At 45.9% G+C, this 18599-nt stretch carries 17 protein-coding genes; 11 read left to right on the plus strand and 6 right to left on the minus strand.

The window, feature by feature from the left end:
• Positions 1-45 precede the first annotated feature (45 nt).
• The 3 genes from BN1080_RS03610 to BN1080_RS03620 all read left to right on the plus strand — a co-directional run bounded on the left by BN1080_RS03610 (position 46) and on the right by BN1080_RS03620 (position 2528).
• Positions 46-1185: a zinc-dependent alcohol dehydrogenase gene (locus BN1080_RS03610; protein ID WP_052650586.1), complete on the plus strand. Its 1140-nt coding sequence runs from the start codon at positions 46-48 to the stop codon at positions 1183-1185.
• An 80-nt stretch (positions 1186-1265) separates the two neighbouring features.
• Entirely contained in the window at positions 1266-2048 is a 783-nt protein-coding gene (locus BN1080_RS03615) for a threonine/serine exporter family protein (RefSeq protein WP_052650587.1), read from the plus strand.
• A gap of 12 nt (positions 2049-2060) precedes the next feature.
• On the plus strand, positions 2061-2528 hold the full coding sequence (locus tag BN1080_RS03620; protein WP_052650588.1) for a threonine/serine exporter family protein: 468 nt from the start codon (positions 2061-2063) through the stop codon (positions 2526-2528).
• Positions 2529-2854: 326 nt separating this feature from the next.
• On the opposite strand, the gene BN1080_RS03625 is transcribed toward BN1080_RS03620, so the two are convergent.
• Positions 2855-4861 carry an EAL domain-containing protein gene (locus BN1080_RS03625; protein WP_052650589.1) on the minus strand — a complete coding sequence of 669 codons (2007 nt, stop codon included), beginning with the start codon at positions 4859-4861 and terminating at the stop codon, positions 2855-2857.
• 175 nt (positions 4862-5036) lie between these two features.
• Here BN1080_RS03625 and BN1080_RS03630 point away from each other — a divergent pair, with 175 nt between their 5' ends.
• The 5 genes from BN1080_RS03630 (at position 5037) to BN1080_RS03650 (ending at position 11332) form a co-directional block, all read left to right on the plus strand.
• Positions 5037-5588 carry a copper resistance CopC family protein gene (locus tag BN1080_RS03630; protein ID WP_052650590.1) on the plus strand — a complete coding sequence of 184 codons (552 nt, stop codon included), beginning with the start codon at positions 5037-5039 and terminating at the stop codon, positions 5586-5588.
• Entirely contained in the window at positions 5585-6646 is a 1062-nt protein-coding gene (locus BN1080_RS03635) for a copper resistance D family protein (protein WP_052650591.1), read from the plus strand. The genes BN1080_RS03630 and BN1080_RS03635 overlap by 4 nt, the downstream gene beginning before the upstream one ends.
• 89 nt (positions 6647-6735) lie before the next feature.
• On the plus strand, positions 6736-7641 hold the full coding sequence (locus BN1080_RS03640; protein ID WP_052650592.1) for a DMT family transporter: 906 nt from the start codon (positions 6736-6738) through the stop codon (positions 7639-7641).
• 147 nt (positions 7642-7788) lie between these two features.
• Positions 7789-9516: an ABC transporter ATP-binding protein gene (locus BN1080_RS03645; RefSeq protein ID WP_052650593.1), complete on the plus strand. Its 1728-nt coding sequence runs from the start codon at positions 7789-7791 to the stop codon at positions 9514-9516.
• Entirely contained in the window at positions 9509-11332 is a 1824-nt protein-coding gene (locus tag BN1080_RS03650; RefSeq protein WP_110925564.1) for an ABC transporter ATP-binding protein, read from the plus strand. The genes BN1080_RS03645 and BN1080_RS03650 overlap by 8 nt, the downstream gene beginning before the upstream one ends.
• Positions 11333-11371: 39 nt before the next feature.
• Here the strand turns inward: BN1080_RS03650 and BN1080_RS03655 are convergent, their stop codons facing one another.
• Positions 11372-12421: an acyltransferase family protein gene (locus BN1080_RS03655; RefSeq protein WP_052650595.1), complete on the minus strand. Its 1050-nt coding sequence runs from the start codon at positions 12419-12421 to the stop codon at positions 11372-11374.
• A gap of 195 nt (positions 12422-12616) precedes the next feature.
• On the opposite strand from BN1080_RS03655, the gene BN1080_RS03660 reads away from it, so the two are divergent.
• On the plus strand, positions 12617-13462 hold the full coding sequence (locus BN1080_RS03660; RefSeq protein WP_052650596.1) for a GNAT family N-acetyltransferase: 846 nt from the start codon (positions 12617-12619) through the stop codon (positions 13460-13462).
• Positions 13463-13538: 76 nt separating this feature from the next.
• Here BN1080_RS03660 and BN1080_RS03665 read toward each other — a convergent pair whose 3' ends face one another.
• Positions 13539-14045, minus strand: coding sequence for a YusW family protein (locus BN1080_RS03665; protein WP_052650597.1), 507 nt, complete (start codon positions 14043-14045; stop codon positions 13539-13541).
• A gap of 130 nt (positions 14046-14175) precedes the next feature.
• Between BN1080_RS03665 and kynA the strand changes: the two genes are divergently transcribed.
• Both kynA and BN1080_RS03675 read left to right on the plus strand, forming a co-directional pair.
• Positions 14176-15030: a tryptophan 2,3-dioxygenase gene (kynA, locus tag BN1080_RS03670; RefSeq protein WP_052650598.1), complete on the plus strand. Its 855-nt coding sequence runs from the start codon at positions 14176-14178 to the stop codon at positions 15028-15030.
• A gap of 25 nt (positions 15031-15055) precedes the next feature.
• Complete coding sequence (locus tag BN1080_RS03675) at positions 15056-15769, plus strand: glycerophosphodiester phosphodiesterase (RefSeq protein ID WP_052650599.1); 714 nt, start codon at positions 15056-15058, stop codon at positions 15767-15769.
• Between the two features lie 68 nt (positions 15770-15837).
• Here the strand turns inward: BN1080_RS03675 and BN1080_RS03680 are convergent, their stop codons facing one another.
• From BN1080_RS03680 to BN1080_RS03690, 3 genes are all read right to left on the minus strand, one after another.
• Complete coding sequence (locus BN1080_RS03680; RefSeq protein WP_052654375.1) at positions 15838-16857, minus strand: DUF2804 domain-containing protein; 1020 nt, start codon at positions 16855-16857, stop codon at positions 15838-15840.
• A 126-nt stretch (positions 16858-16983) separates the two neighbouring features.
• Positions 16984-17841 (minus strand): DegV family protein, encoded by an 858-nt coding sequence (locus BN1080_RS03685; protein ID WP_052650600.1) that lies wholly within the window; start codon positions 17839-17841, stop codon positions 16984-16986.
• 137 nt (positions 17842-17978) lie between these two features.
• Positions 17979-18545, minus strand: a complete 567-nt coding sequence (locus tag BN1080_RS03690) for a glycerol-3-phosphate acyltransferase (protein ID WP_052650601.1) — start codon at positions 18543-18545, stop codon at positions 17979-17981.
• Positions 18546-18599 lie beyond the last annotated feature (54 nt).

Genomic DNA, 18599 nt, shown 5'->3' on the forward strand with positions numbered 1-18599 from the left:
GAAACAGGGAACAAGTGAAGTATTCTGAATAATGGAGGGATATGGATGAAGGCAGTAACGTTTCAAGGCGTCAAAGACATGAGAGTCAAGAATGTGAAGGATCCCGAATTACTGAAGAAAGACGATATTATCGTGAAAATCACTTCTACAGCAATTTGCGGTTCGGATTTGCACATGTATCAAGGGGCATTGCCGGCAAGAAAAGACTATGTGATAGGGCATGAACCGATGGGGATTGTCGAAGAAGTCGGGCCGGAAGTCACGAAAGTGAAAAAAGGCGACCGAATTGTTTTGCCATTTAACGTAAGTTGCGGACAATGCCATTATTGTACCCACGATATGGAAAGCCAGTGCGATAATTCAAACGGAAATCCGCATTTTGATACAGGCGGCTATTTCGGCTTTACTGAACGTTACGGGAACTATCAAGGCGGACAAGCTGAGTACTTGCGCGTTCCTTATGGAAACTTCCTGCCATTCGTCATTCCGGAATCATCAGAATTAGAAGATGAGTCGGTCCTATTCCTGTCGGACGTTCTTCCGACTGCCTGGTGGAGTGTTGAGCATTCTGGTGTGAAGCCAGGAGATACAGTCGTAGTATTAGGCTGCGGGCCAATTGGTTTAATGACTCAGAAATTTGCATGGATGAAAGGCGCAAAACGCGTGATTGCAGTGGATGAAATTCCATACCGCATGCAAAAGGCGAAAGAAATGAACAACGTTGAAGTTTTCGATTTCTCCCAGCATGATAATATGGGAGCCTATATCCACGAAATCACTAGCGGCGGCGCACATGTCGTTATTGACTGCGTCGGCATGGACGGCAAGAAATCAGCGGCAGAAGCTGTGCAGCAGAAATTAAAACTGCAAGGCGGTACATTAAGCGCCATTGATATTGCAAAAGATGCAGTAAGCAAATTCGGTACGATTCAATTGACTGGTGTTTACGGCTTAAATTACAATATGTTCCCGCTTGGCAATATTTTCGAACGAAATGTTACGATGAAAATGGGGCAAGCACCTGTTGTCCACTTGATGCCAATGCTTTATGAGAAAATCGAGAAAGGGGAATTTGATCCTCGAGAAATCATTTCCCATATTATGCCGCTTGAGAAAGCCAGCGAAGCTTATCAGATTTTCAACGACCATACAGACGACTGTACAAAAGTTATTTTGAAACCTTAAATGTGAATAATGGGAATACAAAGTATAAACGCCTCTGCATCAAGAGGCGTTTATATTTTTGCATGGATGCGTTATGATGAATGGTGAAAAGTAAGGAGGGAAAGCATGTGGCTGAAATTGGAGAGACAAGGCGCGAGCTTGCCCTGGATTGTTTTTTATTGGCTGGGAAGATTTTGATGGAAAATGGTGCCGAAACCTATCGGGTGGAAGACACGATGATCCGGATGGCGGTTTCGCAAAAAATGACGCATTCGCATTGTTTTGTTACGCCGACAGGCATTATGTTTTCGCCGACGGAGGAAATGGCTACCCGTTTTGTTCGCATTAACGACCGGCAAACCGATTTAGAGCGCGTGGCATTGGTCAATGCGGTATCGCGCCGTTTGGTAGCCGGAGAATACACTTTGCAAAAAGCCTACGAGGAATTGCAAATCATCGATCAGACAAATTATAAGTTTCATATAGGGCTGCAAATTTTGGCGGCTGCAATGGCAAGCGGCTGTTTCCTGATTTTGCTTGGCGGCAGCTGGAGCGATTTGCCGTTTGCTTTCGTATTTGGCGGAACAGGTTTCATCATTGTGGAAACGATTTTGATCCAAACGCGCGTCAAGTTCTTTGCGGAATTTATCGGTGCATTGGCCATCGGAATTCTTGCGCTGCTTGCGGTGCATTCAGGTTATGGAACCGATCTCGACACCATCATTATCGGTTCGATCATGCCGTTGGTGCCCGGGCTATTGATCACAAATGCCGTACGCGATTTGATGGCTGGCCATTTCGTTTCTGGCCTGTCAAAAGGAGCGGAAGCTTTTTTAACGGCTTTTGCGATTGGCGCAGGGATTGCATTGGTACTGTCATTTTAAAGGGGGGATTGGATGAATTGGCCATTAGAAGCATTTCTTAGTTTTTTGGCTGCCGGCTCATTTGGCGTCATTTTCAATACTCCTCGCAGAACATTGTTCAGCTGTGGATTGGTCGGAATGACCGGCTGGCTGATTTACCGGAGTTACGTATTGGTTTTGGATGATCCCACCCAGGCTTCTTTCGCTGGGGCATTCGGCGTGGCGCTGGTGGCCCATTTATTGGCTAAAAAGTTCAAGATGCCAATGATTATCTTTAGTGTGGCGGGCATCATTCCGTTGGTTCCGGGAAGCAAAGCCTATAACGCTATGCGCAATATTGTGGAGAATAATTATTTGGAGGCCATCACGTATGCTTCGGAAGCCTTGATGATTTCCGGTGCAGTCGCCATGGGACTGGTGTTTGCAGAAGTATTGATGCAGCTCTTTTTCAAGCGGCAGGCAAAACGCATCCAAAGAAAAATCGGCATGACCCAAAACTGAAGTTTGGGACATGCCGATTTTTTAGTTTTTAGGTGTTGAAGCGGAAAGGTCGCGGCTTTCAAGGCGGCTCCGCTTTTCACTGTCCAGCTCCGCCGCCTAGCCGCTCGAGGTCGCTTCAGTCTTATCTGCAATGGCAAAGACCGCCATTTTCGATAAGACTTCCAGCGCTTGTCGCGGCTACCAAGGCGACTCCGCTTTTCTTATTGTCCAGCTGCGGTGGCCAGCCTCTCGGATCATAAGCCGTCCCGGCTGTGCGGCAAAGAACGCCGCTTCGCCGGTTCGTCTTATGACTTTCGAGGCTAACCGGCCACCTCCGCTTTTCTATACTAATTCAACCATTTCTCCAATTCTTTTGCTTCCATTGGATGCCCGGTGATGAAGCCTTGGATCATGTCGCAGTTCATCGCACGCAAAAGTTCCAGCTGTTCATTGGTTTCGACGCCTTCGGCTACGACCTGGAAGTCCAAACTCTTGCCGAATTGAATCATGCCTTTGATCATTTTCTGCATTTTTTCTTGTTTCGTGATGGATTGAATAATGGCCCGATCGATTTTCAAGCTTGAAATCGGCAGCATCAGCATATAACGGAATGATGCATAGCCCGTTCCAAAATCATCAAGCGCGAACGAAATGCCTGCCTGGTTTAATTGCTTCATCTGTTTGATGATGGAGCGTTCTGCTTCTGCTTCCAAAGCGAATTTCTCGGTGATTTCGATGGTCAAAGCGCTTGGGTCGCAGCTATTCAACTGGATTTGTTCCAAGAGGGACTTCGCCATATCTTTATCGCGGAATTCACGGATTGATGAGTTGATGCTGACGTTCATGTGGATGCCGCGGGAATTCCAGTCTTTTATCTGCGCGCAAACTGTTTCAAGGACGAACATGCCGATTTCGTGGATCATGCCATTTTCCTCAGCAATCGGAATCAGTTCTTCCGGAGTGACGATGCCGACTTCCGAATCTTCCCAGCGCACCAAAGCTTCGACGCGCTCGACGATTCCCGTGCTCAAATTGACTTGCGGCTGATACATTAAATGCAGATTATGGCGATCCAATGCATGGATCAGGCGTTTTTCAATCATGGATTTGCGGTTCAGCCGTTCATGGTCATCTGAAGTCAAAGCTGAAATCGCACTGCCGCCGCGTTCTTTTACTTTTTTGATGGTGACATGTGAAGCTTTAATCAAGTGGACGAAGGATTGCTGATCTTCCGGATAGCGCGTGATGGCACCGCTCACGGTCAATGGAATCGCCGTCCCTTGGATATAGATCGGATGCTGCTGCAGATAATGCAGGAACCCTTCGATAAACCAATTGCTGAGCGGCGTGATCAACGCAAATTCATGCAGCCCGGCCCGTGTAATGATCGAATCAGAAAAATACATGCGCAGGCGTTTCGTGAATTCGCTTAACAATTCGTTTTCAGTATCTGTATCGGAAACGTCGCGCAGTGTATAAAAGCGGTCAATATCAAAGAAAACGAATGAAAAATGTTTGCCTTCTTTAATATGGTCGTTAACGACCTGTTCAAGGCGGTGGCGGTTTTCAAGCCCGGTAATTGGGTCGATAAAGGCAATTTCTTCTAAATGGTGCTGGGCTTTTTTAGCTTCCGTGATGTCTTTTTCCAGGAAGATGTAGTACGTATCGTCCCCTTTTAAATCCATCGGAATCGCTGTCAGCTCCACCCAATATTCTTCGCCGTCTTTTTTCAGCTTCTTCGCCTGGCCATTCCATACTTTGCCGCTTCTTAATGTGCTGACTAAGTTTTCAACAAAGCTGACATCTTCGCTTTCTTCGCCGAACATTTGCCAAATTGGCTTGCCGAGAATGCGTTTTGGCGTCCATTTGCTTAGTTTCAAAAATAATGGATTGGCATAGGTAATCAAGAATTCTTCATCAAAGTACAGCAGCATGAATGAAGCGTCCAAACCATCGCGCAGACTGTTTAATTCGCGGCTGGCCGATATCTCTTCTGTAGATTCGTCTACTTCAAAGACGGACATCACAAACCGCTCATTGCCAGAAGCGAATGCTTTGGTCACAATAGTCGTATACGTACGTGTTCCATCCCCAAGGCCGACTTCCACCTCTTCAAAACGGATCGGCTCTTTGCTATGTATGATGTTATCCCATGTTTGCTTGTAAAGAGCTGCTTTTTCGGGATTCATGTATGGATATAATGTCCCTTTTATCGTTTCAGGTTCTAATTGAAATACACGTTCCGCATGACGGTTGCACCATACCACAAGTCCGTCTTTATCCATGATGATGATGGGAAAAGGGATATGGTTAAAAACCAGGTTGTCGGAAAGTATTTGTTGCAATTCGCTCATGCCATGACGCTCCTTCTCGTAAGTCTACCTTCATTATAGAGAAGAAAAGGACTATCGTCATCCTTTTCCCAATTTTTGTATCAATTATTTTACTATACATTAACTATATTTATTGTAGCAATCATGAGAGAATGGGGGAAGAAAAAATGAAAAAATTGAAAGAAGTGAAGTATTCATGAAAAAAATTGTCATTATGTCTATCTTATTCATTTTTATTTTGCCATTTACGGCATTGGGCCACACCACATTGACTGCCTCGAATCCTGCTGAGGGAGAAGTGTTGTCTGTGCAGCCGGAAAAAATTGAACTGGAATTTGGAACCGTAATCGAAGAAGGCAGTTCCATGACGTTAAAGGGTCCGGAAGCATCCGTTGAGTTAAGTGAAATATCTGTTTCCGATAATCTGATGACTGGTGAAGTAACAGGCGAATTGCCGAATGGCCAGTATATTATTGACTGGAAAATTATCGGGGAAGACGGCCATCCGATTGAAGGGCAGATTCTTTTCGGAGTCGATGTTGAAGCGCCTGAAGAAGAAGTTTCGGAAGAAGCGGCTGAAGAAGAGCCGGCCGTGGAAGAAGAGACGGCTGAAAAAGAAATGGCGGAAACGGCCGAAACCGCACAAAGCGAAGATGAAAGCAGCAATAATTGGGTTACTGTATTGATTGTTGCGGCAATTATTTTAGTCGCAGCGGGAATGATGAAGCTCATGAAGAATAAACGATGATCGCTTTTACGGCATTGTCTGATGTTTTCGTATACATCGCATTTTCGTATTTGGCAGGCTCGATTGTTTTAACATTTGTACCGGCTGCGAAAAAGCCGGTTCTCCGTGAATCGAAAGTTCTTGAACTGTTGAGCGTAGGAGCTATTGCTGTGTTTTCTTTGGCGCCGGTTATCGAATTGACGAATTTTCTTGCGGATGGCCAAAGTTGGCCGGCTGCTTTCTTTTCGGTGCTTACGGATTACCGGACAGGCCATGGTTGGATCGTGACAGGCCTATTCTGTGTCCTTTTAGCGGCAGCTATTTGGTTCAACGTTTCAAAACACATCACCGTGTATTTTTTAGGTATTCTCCTATTAGCGGTCGGCTATTTCAGCCATGTTTCGACAGTGAATCTATGGGGCGGGTTTGTGAGCCATACCATCCATTTTCTTGCTATGGCTGTTTGGACAGGGATTTTGCTGCACGTTTCCTGGTTTGCGGAAAGCAAAACGGAATGGCGAAATTTTCTTTCCTGGTTTACGCCGTTTGCAATCGCTTGTGTCGCCGTCTTGTTTGCAAGCGGCATTGCGATCATGCTGTTTTTCGTCGAGCCGTCGCAATATGTCCGCTCGTGGGCACTGCCTTATGGCCAGCTCCTGCTGCTGAAGCATTTGAGCATCGTGCCGCTGCTTGCCGCAGCAGCGATCAATGGCTTTTTGAATAAGCGGAAATTATACGAACGGGCCTGGCTCCGTGTGGAAAGCGGCTTACTTCTCTTCGTATTCCTGTTCACAGCCTTTATGAGCAAGCAAGCGCCGCCGCATAACATCAACAATACGTTCAGGTCGGAAGGGCCGGCTCCATTTTTGGAAATGCTGAAAGGCCCAATTTATATTCCGATCGATGGAAGCTGGGATTTATCGGTCAATGGCATATTGCTGATCGTGCTTGGGCTATTGCTCCTCGCTATGATGGTTATTGGCTATAAACGCACGCTTTCGCCCTGGCTGTCGATTTTATGCGGAAGCGGATTTATCATTGCTTCTTATATCGGTTTAATGTTAAATATATCTTATTGAAAAAACAGTGCATCGACACTGGTGTTTAGTCAATGAAAACTGGAACCAATCTCCCGGGATTGGTTTTTCATATGAAAAGGAGTGAGGGGATGGAACGTTTGAAAGGGATCGCTATGATTTTATCAGGGGCGATGCTATGGGGCGCAACAGGCCCTTTAATGGAGTGGACAATGGCAGAGTTCGGCATTTCAGTTCCGTTCTTACTGACCATTCGGCTGGCCGTTGCAGGATTGCTCCTCTTGCTTTTTTTGAAATTGAAAAAGGTGAAGGTTACAGCCATCTTCAGAGGGAAGATCTGGATTTTGCCGTTGATCATCTTTGCCTTATTCGGCATGCTTGGTGTGCAATTTAGTTTTGTTGCAGCCATCGAAGCGAGCGATGCGGTAGTTGCGACCTTGCTGCAATTTCTAGCGCCGATTTACATCATCTTATTCATTTCGCTGCGCCAGCGAAAATGGCCGCCGGGTTATCAAGTAGTCGGGATGATCGGAACATTGACCGGACTGTTTTTGCTGCTGACGAATGGCCAGCCGACACAATTGATTATTAGCGGAGAAGCGCTGTTCTGGGGGATTCTCGTTGGACTGGCTTTTGCTTTTTACACTTTATACCCCGGGAGGCTGATGCAGGAATGGGGCGTACTGCTCGTCGTTGGCTGGTCGATGCTGTTTGGCGGGGTGTTCCTCGGCTTAGCAGATCCGATTTTTCTGTCGGATGAATGGCCGAAGCTGTCGCAAGGCGAACTGGTTCTCGCTATCTGCACCATCATCGTCATCGGAACGCTTGCTTTTGTCCTGTTTTTAAGCAGCATGCGCTATATCACAGCTGTTGAAACGAGTATTCTTTCTTCATTTGAACCGTTGACCGCTATGGTGATTTCAATCCTTTGGTTCAATCAGCTGCTGGCGCCGCTCCAACTTACAGGAGCGCTCATCATGCTTGTTTTCGTCACCTGGCTGTCACTCGCCGGTGAGAAGAAAACAAAAGAAGTTTAAAAACATACATAAACTTGGAAAAGAAGGGGATGCAAAAATGCATTCTCTTTTTTACTTTCTAATGACTTTTGCTACCTGTTGTCAAAAAACTGTGGCATAATAGTCAACAAAAGATTCGTGTTTCGAAATGTTTAGGGGGCCACACCGATGAAGACTGTATTTGCCTATGCTAAACCCTATAAAATCCCCATAATTTTTGCGTTATTTCTTATGTTGCTTGAACTAACGGTTGAGTTGATGCAGCCGCTCGTCATCGCCAAAATCATTGATGATGGAATTTTGGAAGGGGATCAGGACCGGATTGTCCAATACGGAATTGTCCTGATGGCCCTTTCATTTATTGCTCTGGTGTCGGGCATCGTGAATTCTTACTATGCTGCGCACGTCTCCCAAAGTTTTTCATTCGATCTTCGCAAGGCCGTATACGGCAAGATCCAATCCTTTTCACTGGCGACGTTCAATAAGTTTCCGGCTTCAGGGCTTATTACCCGATTGACCAGTGATGTGACGCTCGTCCAACAGATTTTGTTTATGGGATTGCGCATCATGCTGCGTGCACCGCTTCTTGTTGTCGGCAGCATGATTATGGCGCTGGTGGTCAATGCGAAGCTCGCGATTTATCTGGTTCTGGTGTTTCCTTTCTTGTTGGCTTTTTTGTATTTCATGGTACTAAAAGGCGTCCGCTATTTCAGCTTTGTCCAACAGCGGCTGGATCGCCTGAACCGGATGATCCAAGAGAATCTGCAGGCTGTCCGGTTGATCAAAGCCTATCTTCGCGGCAAGTATGAAGCGAATCGCTTTTCCGAAGTGGCCGATTCCTTAAAAATAGATACCGTCAAAGCATTCCGGATCATGGAAACGATTTTGCCGATTTTGCTGTTTGGCATGAACCTCTCGCTGCTCGCTGTTTTATGGTTCGGCGCTTCTCACATTCAGGCAAACGGCGCCCAAATAGGCGAACTGGTGGCGATTGTCAACTATGCAATGCGCATGACCGGGGCCTTCTCCATGTTTTCGTTCATCATCATGGCTTTTGCCCGTTCAAAGGCTTCATCTGAACGGATTGAAGAGATTCTTTTGGCTGAAAATGTCTTGGAGAAGGATGGACAAGGGAAACAGGCGGCTGTCGAAAACGGATCAGTCGTCTTTGAAAATGTTTCCTTCTCTTATCCGGGAACTTCCGCTCAAGTTTTGAAAGACATTTCGTTTGAAATAAAACCGAACGAGAAACTGGCGATTATGGGTGCTACCGGTTCAGGGAAATCCTCGCTGCTGCAGCTTATTCCGCGTTTTTACGACGCAACTGAAGGCAGCGTGCGGATACATGGCATAGACGTCCAAGAGTGGTCATTGCCGGCGCTGCGCAAAAGCATCGGCATTGTGCCGCAGCAGTCGATCCTGTTTACGGGAACGATTTCAGATAACCTTTCTTGGGGGAAAGACAAAGCCGTGCAGGATGAACTCGAGGATGCGGCCATGAAAGCGCAAATTCATGATACGGTCGAACATTTCCCGAAAGCTTACGATACAAGGGTCGGACAAAAAGGCGTCAATTTATCCGGCGGCCAAAAGCAGCGGCTATCGATTGCCCGTGCGCTCGTGCGGGAACCGTCCATCCTGATTTTAGATGACAGTACAAGCGCCTTGGATGTGAAAACGGAAGCGGCTTTATGGGAAGAACTCGACCGGGAACGCGCGACAATGCTTGTCGTTACCCAAAAAATCCGGACAGCCATGAAAGCGGACCGGATTCTGCTGCTGGAAGAAGGCGAGGTTTCCGCTTACGGAACCCATAACGAACTGTTGGAAGCATCCGCTTTATACAGACAGATAGCCTTGTCACAACAGGAAGAAGAGGTGGATGAATATGTTTGATGCGATCCGGCGCCCTTTTGGATATGAACCGGTCATCCGAAAAGAAGACTTGAAAAAGAAAGATGCTAAAAAGACGGAACGGGCAAATAATTGGAAATCAACGCTTTTGCGGATCTGGAAACTTGTAGACGAACACCGCCTCTTATTGATTGCTGTATTGGCTTTGGTTTTTGTCAGTTCGGCACTGGCTCTTTTAGGGCCGTTTCTGATCGGCCATATCATTGACCAATATATTGTGCCGGAATCTTTTGACGGGATGGGCATCATCATTGCCTGGCTGGTTGTGGTGTATATCGGCCATTCCGTGTCCTTGTATTTGCAGAATTACTGGATGGTCGGCATAGCCCAGCAAGTCATTTACCGGATGCGGACCGGATTATTCGAACATCTTCAGCGTTTGCCGGTGTCCTTTTTCGATAAGCGGCAGCACGGCGAATTGATGAGCCGGATGACGAATGACATCGAAAATGTCTCTTCTACCTTAAATAGTTCGTTTATCCAAGTATTTTCAAGTTTGCTGACTTTGACGGGAACCGCGGTGGTCATGCTCTGGCTCAGTCCGTTGCTTACGGTACTGACGCTCATCATTATTCCGTTGATGTATGTTTCAATGCAATGGATTACGAAACGCACCGGACGCCTTTATAAAGAGCAGCAGCACGCCATCGGCGAATTGAACGGCATGATCGAAGAGACCATTTCGGGGCAAAAAATCGTCAAAGCTTTTTCTCAGGAACCTCGAGTGATGGAAGAATTTTTGGAAAAAAGCGAGCGGCTGCGCCAAACCGGCTTTTGGGCCTGGACCTACTCCGGTTTTATTCCAAAGGTGATGAACTTTCTGAACAACGGAAGTTTTGCCATCGTTGCCGGAGTTGGCGGAATATTGGCCCTCAACGGCAGCGTGTCGATTGGGGTGATTGTGATCTTTACAGAGTATGCGCGGCAATTTACGCGCCCGCTAAATGACCTGGCCAACCAGTTCAACACGGTATTATCGGCGATTGCCGGGGCAGAACGCGTTTTTGCCATCATGGAAGAAACGGAAGAGAAAGACGACCAAGCAGTAAATGCGGAAAAAGAATTGCAAGGGTATGTAGAGTTCGATAAGGTCTCCTTTAAATACGAAGGCGCCGAAGAGGATTGGACAATCCGCGATGTCAGCTTTCATGTCGGAATTGGCCAGACAGCTGCTTTAGTCGGCGCTACCGGTGCCGGAAAAACAACCATCATGCAATTATTGGCCAGATTCTATGACGCCAACGAAGGTGAGATCCGTTTGGACGGCACTCCAATCGGATCGATGCCGAGAGAAACGTTGCGTAAGCAAATCGCTTTTGTCCTTCAGGATCCTTTTTTATTCGAAGCCAGTGTGTATGACAATATTCGATACGGCCGGCTGGGCGCGACCGAAGAAGAAGTGAGGGAAGCGGCCGAAAAAGCCAATGCCCATGAGTTTATCGAAAAACTTCCAGATGGCTATGAAACGATTCTCAAAGGCGACGGCTCGATGATCAGCCAAGGGCAAAAGCAATTGCTGTCGATCGCCCGGGCATTGATCGCAGACCCGGTGATTCTTCTCTTGGACGAAGCGACCAGCAGCATCGATACTGTCACTGAATTGAAAATCCAGGAAGCGCTTGAACGCTTGATGGTCGGCAGAACGAGCTTTGTCATTGCCCACCGTTTGAATACGGTCCGAAAAGCCGATGTCGTGTTCGTCATGGAAATGGGGCAGCTGGTGGAGTCAGGGACTCAGCAGCAGCTTCTTGAACAAGGCGGAATTTATGCAAACATGCTCGCAGATGCGAAATTATAGAACGAAAAAGCGATTCCATAGGACATGGAATCGCTTTTTTTAATGGCTTTGGACAGCGGATCGCGGTTTGAACCGGCCGATCAGGATTTCTCCAAGCGGAATGGTTTTAGGGATCAGAATGGACAAGGTGATTGGAACCATCAATCCAAAGAGAGAATAAGTAAAGACGTTGTACGGCAAGAAATCTTCTACCATAAAGCCGATGAAAATGTGCAGGTACATAATTGAAATCGAATGGGCTTCAATTTTTTCAAACCAAGGCATCCGAAAGATCGGCGTGACTTTTTGAAAGAAGCCGACGACGACAACAGTAAAAGCCAAAGGAATGACTAAGTCCAGTACAGCATGGTCATAGTGGAGAAATTTCATGCTCAAATGGTAATCGATCCAGCCCATTTCATCTGCACGGAATGCAGCAAAAGCAATTGCGGCTGCTGCAGCTAGTGCGTACAGAGGGATATTCATCCAGAATTTCTTGAAATAATAGCCGATGGCAAAGTAAACGACCGCCATCAAGACGACATCCAGGTTCCAAATCATCGGAATTTGCATAGAGGCGATATCAGGTTCGTTTGCTAGGCCCATCGCAAAGGCGCCTTCAATTTCAGCAGCGGCGTAGCACGCTGCGAGAATCAGGAATTGGAACCGGCGCTTCAGCCGCGTGATCCAGAGAAACAGCAAGTGAGTAGCGAACATCACGGTGATAAACCAGAAGACGCCGTGCTCTCCGCGTAGGAAACGGCCCCCGACAATCAGTTCAATCAGGTCTTGCTTTAAGAAAGCCGCGGTAAAGGTGCCTTCTCCAATAGCCATTCCATATTTAATAGATGTGAGAAGAAGCAAAAAGAACAAGTAAGGAACCATCAATTGCATCAATCTTTTATGGATGGCAGGTTTTAATTTATAGTTTTCGGTGATAGGTTTAAAAAATAACCCACTTAGAATAAAAAATGCGGGCATATGAAACCAATAGATGTATTTAATGAATGGAAAATCGGTCATTGTCGGACCGGAATAGTGTCCGACCACAACGAGGATCATTAAAAAGCCTTTCGCTGCATCTACCCAAGTTAAACGTGCTTTAGCCATTTTGACTACCTCCGGAATTTTGCTAACCAGAATAGTATAGCCGAAGAGGCGGCGATTTAAACCGTTGTTACACAACGGTAAAAGTTCGTTAAATTCTGTGATCATGTGATACCATAAGCTAAAGAATGTCATCATAATACGTTATGTTAAATTTTGTAAAAAAATAGCGGGCAATTAAAGAAAGGATGGTGGGAAATGAATATTTCGCTATCAATTGAATCATTTCCATTGGATTCCTATACAATCCAAGACATGAAGCAATTGCTGAGAGAATTTGAAGAGGATTACAGGGGAGTTCTCCAAGAAGCTTCCTGGAGTCAGCCAAATGTTCGAGGTTTTGCTGTTTTAGCTTATACAGAAGATGGGCGACTTATCGGTTTTGCGACTTCTGTGGATATAGTCAATCTCCATCATTATGAATGGTCTGTGCTCGTACATCCTGAATACCGGCGGATGTCGATCGGTTCTGCACTTGCTGACGGTATCCATCATGGGCATGCGCAGCGGCAGGCAGATGCTCAGCATGCAGCTTTTATTGAAAATCCGGACGCAGAGAAATTTCTGCAGAGTTTGGGGTATGAGCCTGATTTCAAAGAAATTCAGATGGCTGCGGATGCTTTAAAAGAAATGGCTTTGCCGGAGGGGCTTGCCATTCTGCCATTTGAAGGCCCAATAGAAGAATTGGAACCGCTGCTCGTATCAGCTTTCGATGAAGGGATTTTGCCGGTCATCGCTTTTAATCAAGCCGAAGAAGGCAGAGAAATCTGGGTGATGAAAAAAGACGGAGAATTGGTTGCTACAGCTACGCTTGTCCAGGAAGAAGGCGCTTTATGGCTGACAGCTTTTGCGGTAGATCCGTCCCAGCAAAGAAAAGGGTACGGCAAAGCCTTTCTGTTATGGAGCCGCTACATGGCCCATGTCCAAGGGATGGAGCAGATTATGCTGGACGTTGAGACGGCCAATGATGCCTTGCACGTTTATCAAAAAGCACAATTTGAACCTGTCCAGACCATTGCCTATTGGACAAAACAAAAAGCGTAAGAGAGAAGAATAAATTTCAGGCATTTCAAAACCCGCCTGCTAATGCAGGCGGGTTGGAAGCGGCTGGGCATATTCGTTAATTTTGGGCTTTGAATTCTTTTTCAGTACCATCTTCAAAACGGACTTCAACTTCCATTGAAGTATAGCCGTCTTCCAAGCCGAATGCTTCTACGACTTGCTGGATTGCTTCTTCATCCGTGGAGTCCTTTGTAATTTCAAGTTGCTGGAAGGCAGGTTCAAGTTCATCCATTGCATCATTCCCGGATAAATTCTGTTCAGAGAAACGGTTGGCGTATTCGGCTTCGACTTTATCCCGATCTTCTTCATAACTGATATCAATGGCATCATCGAGTTCAGGATAATCGGCGTCAACGCTGAATTCAGTGAAGCCGAATGTTCCGCCGCCGATATTCTCTTCTTCAACGCCGCCGCTTGGGCTCGCATCGCTTGTATTTTCAGATTCCTGCGTCTCCTGCTCAGGCGCTACGGGTTCAGTTACTTCATCTGAATCGCCGCATGCTGCCAAAACCATAGCAGAAGAAAGCATGAGGGCTGTCAATAAAGGTTTTTTGGTTGAAATCATAGAAGTCATCCTTTCGATTATCATTCGTTAGTAGTAAGTATTCCCGATTTCCAGCTTTTTAATCGTTATTTTAGAATAGTTAAGATCAATGCCGAGCTTAGTGGAAGAAGAGCCAGAACGGAGTTTTAGAATGGACAAGTATACAAATGGCCAAAATATAGCAGCTGCAGCTGAAAAGAACATTCGCACAGATTTTAAGGAAAGCATGACCTATGGTGAGTATTTGCATTTGGATAAATTATTGGATGCACAAGACGGAGTAAGCGGGCATCACGATGAATCGCTCTTCATCATCATTCATCAAGTATCTGAATTATGGATGAAACTCATTTTGCATGAGTTGCAGGCGGCCATCCGAAATATCGATGAAGATGATCTGCAGCCTGCGTTCAAGCAAATGGCCCGTGTTTCCAAAATCCAAACTCAGATTATCCAGGCTTGGGATGTATTGGCTACGATGACGCCTGCTGAATATATGGAATTCCGGGGCGATTTAGGCAATGCCAGCGGATTTCAATCTTATCAATATCGGTTAATTGAATTTGCGTTGGGGTATAAAACAAAACACGTACTGAAAATCTATGAAAAAGATGCAGCTCTTTCTGAGACGTTGAATGAGGCTTTTCAAAAGCCCGGATTATACGATGCTGCCATCCAAAAGTTAGCGAGAAGCGGTTTTAAAATCGATGAAGCGGTTTTGAACCGGGATATCACCATGGTCTACGAACCTAACGAAAGCGTTAAAGCAGCATGGAAGACGGTTTACCGGGACGTAGACACACATTGGGAGCTCTATCAGCTGGCAGAAAAACTTGTGGATATTGAAGATTCCCTTCAACAATGGCGGTTCCGCCATATGAAAACGGTAGAACGCATTATCGGCTTTAAACAGGGGACAGGTGGATCTTCGGGCGTCCATTATTTGAAAAAAGTGCTGGACCAATACTTTTTCCCGGAACTTTGGGAATTGCGTTCAGATATTTAAGTGATTAAGCAAGGGGAGAGAGAAGATGAAGATTTATGCACATAGAGGCTGTTCAGGGACGCATCCCGAAAATACATTGGCTGCTTTTAAAGCAGCGGCCGAATTGCCGATTGATGGAGTGGAACTTGATGTACACTTGACGAAAGACGGCGAGGTCGTCGTTATCCACGATGAAAAAATCAATCGCACGACAAATGGAAAAGGCTATGTAAAAGACATGACCTTGTCGGAACTGAAGAAATATGATTGCGGATCTTGGTTTTCAGAGAAATGGGAAGGCGAACGGATTCCGACTCTTGATGAAGCACTGGAAGTTTTTGAACATACGCAGCATCGCCTTAATATTGAGATTAAGTCGGATATCTTCCCGTATGATTCCTTGGTCGGCAAAGTAATCGACAGTGCTGAGAAATATGGAATGGGCGACCGCATTGTCATCTCTTCGTTCAATCACGAAGACATCCAAAAAGTATGCCGGGATACCGATGTAGAAGCAGCCATTTTAACCTCTCAGATTTTCGTGGATGCTTATGATTATGCGCGCGTTATCGGCACCACACGCATCCATTTGTCTTTGCCTTCCGCATTTCGGAGAATGGCTACTGACGCTTTGCGTAAAGGCGCGATTGTCTATGTCTATACAGTAAACAGCCTGGAGTATGCAGCAGAGCTCCGGAAAATAGGCGTCCATGGAATTTTCACTGATTATCCGGAACGCATACTCGCTGAACTTAAATAAAAGAGGCGCCCTTGGGCGCCTCTTTTGATTTATAAAGAAAGAATTAGTGCTTTTTCAAGTACAGAATTTCACCATTTCGCATAATGCTCTTCAACGGCTCCAAGCATTTGAAGGATTTTGACTTTTTTGCCTTCAGGATAGCGGACGTAGCCATTGTAATAGCCGAAAAGCTGATGGACTTCGGATTTAACCACTCGGACATCCGTCTTTGAAACCCGTTCGAAAAATGGCGTAAAAGTCAGTTTGACATCGTCCGAGAATTTGGTATGGATCAGCCAGGGTTCCTTGTAGTTCTCTTTATTGTAATGGAAAATGACATCCTCGTGGATTTTGGTCATTTTGCCGTTGACGAAAAAGGCATTTTCCGTCATACCGGTTCCATCTGTCCATTTGCCGCCAAAATTCAATGCGATTGATTTTCCAAGCGAACGTTGGGAAGCCATTCCCCAATTCCACGAAGATTCACGCGGCCAAACACCGCGGCCGTAATCGAGGACAGCGAAGCTTTCATCCGGTTCAAATTCAAAACGCTGGCTGCCGATCTTTACTTCGCCCGAAGTCGGGAGAGAATGGTGTTTGCCAGTGAATTGAAAGGTCTGGCGATTCCACGGAATGACGACGTTCAACGATTCATATGATTCAGGATGCTGAATGGCAAGCGATGCTTGAAGCGGCTCTCCGTCAAAGTCTTTGACATGGACGTTGAGACGGGTCTGGCTTTCTTTGTATTCAAAGTTAATATCCATCTCCTCATGGCGGAAATGGCTCGTATCCAGCACTTCATTCGGCAATCTAAGTTGGCGGGTAAACGGCACCACCACCGTTTTTTCGAAGAAGCGCTGGGTTTCGTAATTCAAAAAATAGACAAAGCAGACAGTTGCGTAGTCCAAGTGGCTGATGGTTGCCGAAAACATGATCTCGTCTCCGAAAACACACCAATAATTCCATTTTTTCTTTCGCATAAAATTGCCGCGCAAGTTGCTGATGACAAGCGGCTGGCGCGCATATCCAATCGCTCCGGGATTTAATTGGCCTTTTGCGTCACAAAGCATTACATTTTCCGTAAGTTCCCGTTCAACATGTTGCATTAAATCCACCTCACTCATCATTCTACTTCCTATTGTATCAGACGAGTTGTCAAATAGCCGATATGACTAGCCTAAAAAAGCAAATTTTCAAATAAGGAAATGGCTTGTGTACAGGTGGAACAGCAATTAAATAGCAGGTTTTCTCCACATTAAAGCAATCGTGCCTTCACCGGCATGGACCGCTAAAGAAGAACTTAAGTCTCCGATCAATATTTCGGCTTGCGGCGCGATTTTCAGCACTTCCTGCTTTAAGCTTTCAGCTTCTCCGTGTACATTGGCATGCATGATTTGGAAACGCTCAATCCCGTATTCCTGATGGTCCTGGTTTGCAAGGTCGATTAAATATTGGATGGCTTTTTTATGCGACCGCACTTTATCAATCGGCTGCAGTTCGCCTTCAGCAGTAATCTGGACAATCGGCTTTACTTTGAGCAGGCTGCCCAAATAATATTGGGCGCCGCTCATCCGTCCCCCTTTATAAAGCTGGGAAAGGTTGCCGATTAAAATGTAATTGCGGAAATCATGGGTTTCCTGCTCCAGGCGATGCGCGATTTCTTCAGCCGTTTTTCCTTGCTGTGCAAGAAGCATTCCGCGTTCAATCAATCCGCTCAGTCCGTAGGAGAGCGCAAGGGAATCCACTGCATAAACCTTAAATCCGGTCATTTCAGCTCCAGCAGTTGAAGAGGCGATCGTGCCGCTCATTTTAGCAGATGCATGAACAGCGATTGCGCATTCATACTGATCCTTTAATTTTTCATAAAGCTCTGCAAATTTCCCGGCAGATGGCTGTGAAGTTTTAGGGAATTCTTTGGCGCTCTTGATTTTTTCATACAGTTGGGTATTAGAAAGGTCGACTCCGTCATCAATGTATTCTTCAGCATCAAAGTGGATATTCAATGGGACGACATACACATCCGGATGGGATTGGAATTCGTCGGTTACATAGCCTGTCGTATCCAGAATCCACGCAATTGGTTTTTTCATAGGTTTAATCATCCTATCATTTAAGAATTTTGAATAATTAAACTATAGCACGAATAATATTTTCCTGATAGAGAAAACAGGGAAAGAAGGTAAATGGTTAAACGAATGAAAGAAAATAACTCTTTACAGAATAACTTTTAAGCTTTTGAAAAGCGTTGGTGGAATGATTCGGCAATGTCGTTCCGATGCTTCGCCAAAATGAGCAACATTGCTGCAGCCATTGGCCAGCAGGAAGGTATTTCACCGCTGAGAAAAATCCCGATGAGATAGGCGGCCATAGCAAATAGCATGGTTAACGTAGCGCTTTTCACAAACGGTAAAAAGATGAAAAAAACGATAAACATAGCCGCGAAAAGTTCGGGCGTCAAATAGAGCGTGGCTCCAATAAAGGAAGCAATTCCTTTTCCGCCTTTTCCTTTCAGCCAGAAGGGAAATAAGTGGCCGCAAATGACCAATAGACCGCCGACTGCAACGGCCCATTCATCGTATTCCACATAACGGCCAAGCCAAATGACCGCAGCGGCCTTTAACGCGTCGCCGAGAAATGTCAGAAAAAAAGCCGTTTTTCCTATGACGGCACCTGCATTCCGCGCACCCAAATTCCCGCTGCGCTGCTGCCGAAGATCGACGCCTTTCCATTTGCCTATCCACCAGGCTGTTAAAAAATTTCCAATAAGGTACGCTGTTATCCAATACAAAATCATGAGTTTCCTCCCGAATGCCGTCTTTTCTTCTATTTTATACAGCTTGTGCTCTAG

The organism is Planococcus massiliensis (genome assembly GCF_000821325.1).
Lineage (GTDB): Bacteria > Bacillota > Bacilli > Bacillales_A > Planococcaceae > Planococcus > Planococcus ruber.

Excerpts from the sequence above, each read along its gene's own strand:
- BN1080_RS03610 (WP_052650586.1), top strand. The coding sequence starts at position 46 with ATGAAGGCAGTAACGTTTCAAGGCGTCAAAGACATGAGAGTCAAGAAT.
- BN1080_RS03615 (WP_052650587.1), top strand. The coding sequence starts at position 1,266 with ATGGTGAAAAGTAAGGAGGGAAAGCATGTGGCTGAAATTGGAGAGACA.
- BN1080_RS03620 (WP_052650588.1), top strand. The coding sequence starts at position 2,061 with ATGAATTGGCCATTAGAAGCATTTCTTAGTTTTTTGGCTGCCGGCTCA.
- BN1080_RS03625 (WP_052650589.1), bottom strand. The coding sequence starts at position 4,861 with ATGAGCGAATTGCAACAAATACTTTCCGACAACCTGGTTTTTAACCAT.
- BN1080_RS03630 (WP_052650590.1), top strand. The coding sequence starts at position 5,037 with ATGAAAAAAATTGTCATTATGTCTATCTTATTCATTTTTATTTTGCCA.
- BN1080_RS03635 (WP_052650591.1), top strand. The coding sequence starts at position 5,585 with ATGATCGCTTTTACGGCATTGTCTGATGTTTTCGTATACATCGCATTT.
- BN1080_RS03640 (WP_052650592.1), top strand. The coding sequence starts at position 6,736 with ATGGAACGTTTGAAAGGGATCGCTATGATTTTATCAGGGGCGATGCTA.
- BN1080_RS03645 (WP_052650593.1), top strand. The coding sequence starts at position 7,789 with ATGAAGACTGTATTTGCCTATGCTAAACCCTATAAAATCCCCATAATT.
- BN1080_RS03650 (WP_110925564.1), top strand. The coding sequence starts at position 9,509 with ATGTTTGATGCGATCCGGCGCCCTTTTGGATATGAACCGGTCATCCGA.
- BN1080_RS03655 (WP_052650595.1), bottom strand. The coding sequence starts at position 12,421 with ATGGCTAAAGCACGTTTAACTTGGGTAGATGCAGCGAAAGGCTTTTTA.
- BN1080_RS03660 (WP_052650596.1), top strand. The coding sequence starts at position 12,617 with ATGAATATTTCGCTATCAATTGAATCATTTCCATTGGATTCCTATACA.
- BN1080_RS03665 (WP_052650597.1), bottom strand. The coding sequence starts at position 14,045 with ATGATTTCAACCAAAAAACCTTTATTGACAGCCCTCATGCTTTCTTCT.
- kynA (WP_052650598.1), top strand. The coding sequence starts at position 14,176 with ATGGACAAGTATACAAATGGCCAAAATATAGCAGCTGCAGCTGAAAAG.
- BN1080_RS03675 (WP_052650599.1), top strand. The coding sequence starts at position 15,056 with ATGAAGATTTATGCACATAGAGGCTGTTCAGGGACGCATCCCGAAAAT.
- BN1080_RS03680 (WP_052654375.1), bottom strand. The coding sequence starts at position 16,857 with ATGCAACATGTTGAACGGGAACTTACGGAAAATGTAATGCTTTGTGAC.
- BN1080_RS03685 (WP_052650600.1), bottom strand. The coding sequence starts at position 17,841 with ATGAAAAAACCAATTGCGTGGATTCTGGATACGACAGGCTATGTAACC.
- BN1080_RS03690 (WP_052650601.1), bottom strand. The coding sequence starts at position 18,545 with ATGATTTTGTATTGGATAACAGCGTACCTTATTGGAAATTTTTTAACA.